The sequence below is a fragment of the Paraglaciecola sp. genome (genome assembly GCF_030730205.1).
Taxonomy (GTDB): Bacteria; Pseudomonadota; Gammaproteobacteria; order Enterobacterales; family Alteromonadaceae; genus Paraglaciecola.
This window is the reverse complement of sequence record NZ_JANQVQ010000244.1, coordinates 1-2,189: the sequence shown is the minus strand read 5'-3', so window position 1 is coordinate 2,189 and position 2,189 is coordinate 1. Positions and strand designations below refer to the sequence as shown.

The window sequence follows — 2,189 nt, the reverse complement described above, 5'->3', positions numbered from 1 at the left end:
GTAAGCGTCTAGCAAAGGCCGTCTTATAAATATCAACTAGGCAGCACACAATAATATCTTTGATAGTGACTCGAGGATATTATGCGCCGACAACGACGAACAAAAGCACAGTGGCAGCACATTCTTACTGCCCAGCAATCGAGCGGTTTAACCCCATCTGAATATTGTGTGAAGCACTGTATTCACCTCCAAAGCTTTTACGCACGAAGATGCGAGATGAATAAAAGGGCAGCGCAGCAAACTGGTAAGTTGATTAAAGTCAGCCTGCCCAAGACGCAACCTGTACCAATGACACCTCCGTTAACAGTTGTCTATCGTGGTGTGACACTGAATGTTGGTCAAGTCGTTGAAGCCAAATGGTTAGCCGATGTCATGAAGGCTTTAGCATCATGAGAATGTTTGTTGAGATTAACGACATCTATCTGCACAGCGGTTTTGTGGATTTCAGAAAGTCCATTAATGGCTTGTTGGTCATAATTGAAAATGAGCTTGAACTATCGCCCTTTAGTGATGCTATATTTATCTTCTGCAACAAAAAACAAGACAAGCTTAAAGTCGTCTATTGGGATAAAACCGGCTTTGCCATGTGGTACAAGGTATTGCAAAAACAGCGCTTTAAATGGCCTAAAGTAGACGACTTCAAACACCTGAAATTAAGCGAACAACAGCTTAATTGGTTACTAGGTGGCTTTGATGTCATTGGTCACAACCCGCTTCGCTACAGTGCGTTGGGCTTATAATGTTAGATCATAAGCAGCAATTAACGATCACCAATTAGTCTAAATAAAATCAACTAAATCAGTCTATTAGCGGTTAAAATTAGTGCATGACTGATATCGATTCCTTGCCAGATGATCTTGTAGAGCTAAAGCGCCAATTACTAGCTGAGCGTGAATTAACCGCTAAGCAAGCCGCCCGTTTAATGTACCTAGAAGAACAATTCCGCCTTGCCCAACAACAACGTTTTGGTGCGAGTAGTGAAGGCCATCCTGGTCAGGGTGAGTTATTTAATGAAGCCGAAGAAATAGTTGAAGTCGCGCAAGATGAGTCTGAACAGCAAGACATCAGCTACACTCGTAACAGACCTAAGCGCAAACCATTACCTAAACACTTACCGCGTGAAGTGATAGTCCATGATATTGCACAGGAAGATAAAATCTGTGATGGCTGCCAAGGTGAGTTACACAAAATAGGCGAAGATACATCTGAAAAGCTTGAGTTTATTCCCGCACAAGTCAAAGTGATTGAGCATGTACGCCCTAAGTATAGCTGCAAGGCTTGCGAACAAAATGGTACTTGTAACCAAGTCAAACAGGCTCCCGCTCCCCCCTCAGTTATCCCTAAGGGCTATGCCACCCCCAGTTTACTTAGCCAAATCATCACCAGTAAATACCAATATGGCTTACCCCTTTATCGCCAAGAAGCCATGTTCAAACAATACGGCATTGAACTGAGTCGCAAGACCACAGCAGATTGGATGATGAGAAGCGCCGACATCCTGCAAATACTGTACGACAGGCTAAGGCAACACTTACTTAAACAAACCGTAATTTATGCAGATGAAACCACGATTAAAGTGGTGGGCGATAATAAATCCAAATCCTACATGTGGTTGTATGCCACAGGCGCAGACTCGCCTGAAGGAAAACTGACCGGTACTGACATTCCCTCTATCGTGCTGTTTGACTATCATGCCAGCCGCGCAGGCCAATGTGCGGTGGAATATCTGGATGGGTATAGGGGATACCTGCAAGTGGATGGCTATGCGGGCTATCACAAAACTCAAGCGACACTCGTGGGTTGTTGGGCACATGCAAGACGTAAGTTTACCGATGCTAAAACGGCCATGGGCAAACACAAAAGCGGCAAAGTAGAATGGGCATTGAATCACATTCAAAAGCTGTACAGGATTGAAATCCAAATAAAAAACAAAGCAACGGATGAGCGACTCAAAATAAGACAAGAAAAAAGCCTACCCCTGCTTAAACAGTTTGAAACATGGCTCATCAAATCCGAACAAGAGGTGCTGCCCAAAACCAAACTAGGTGAAGCCGTACAATATTGTTTAAATCAATGGGTAAAACTACAACGCTACACCCTAGATGGTCACTTAAGCATTGACAATAATCGCGCTGAACGCGCTATTAAGCCCTTCGTCATTGGCCGAAAAGTATGGCTGTTCAGCCAGA

3 protein-coding genes are annotated in these 2,189 nt (G+C 43.9%); all 3 read left to right on the top strand.

Annotation, left to right across the window (positions count from 1 at the left end):
* Positions 1-216 precede the first annotated feature (216 nt).
* Entirely contained in the window at positions 217-393 is a 177-nt protein-coding gene (locus tag NWQ57_RS16095) for a hypothetical protein (RefSeq protein ID WP_306023184.1), read from the top strand.
* Entirely contained in the window at positions 390-740 is a 351-nt protein-coding gene (gene tnpB / locus NWQ57_RS16090) for an IS66 family insertion sequence element accessory protein TnpB (protein ID WP_306023183.1), read from the top strand. The genes NWQ57_RS16095 and tnpB overlap by 4 nt, the downstream gene beginning before the upstream one ends.
* An 86-nt stretch (positions 741-826) precedes the next feature.
* The coding region (locus tag NWQ57_RS16085) for an IS66 family transposase (protein WP_306023182.1) at positions 827-2,189 on the top strand (1,363 nt) is incomplete at its 3' end.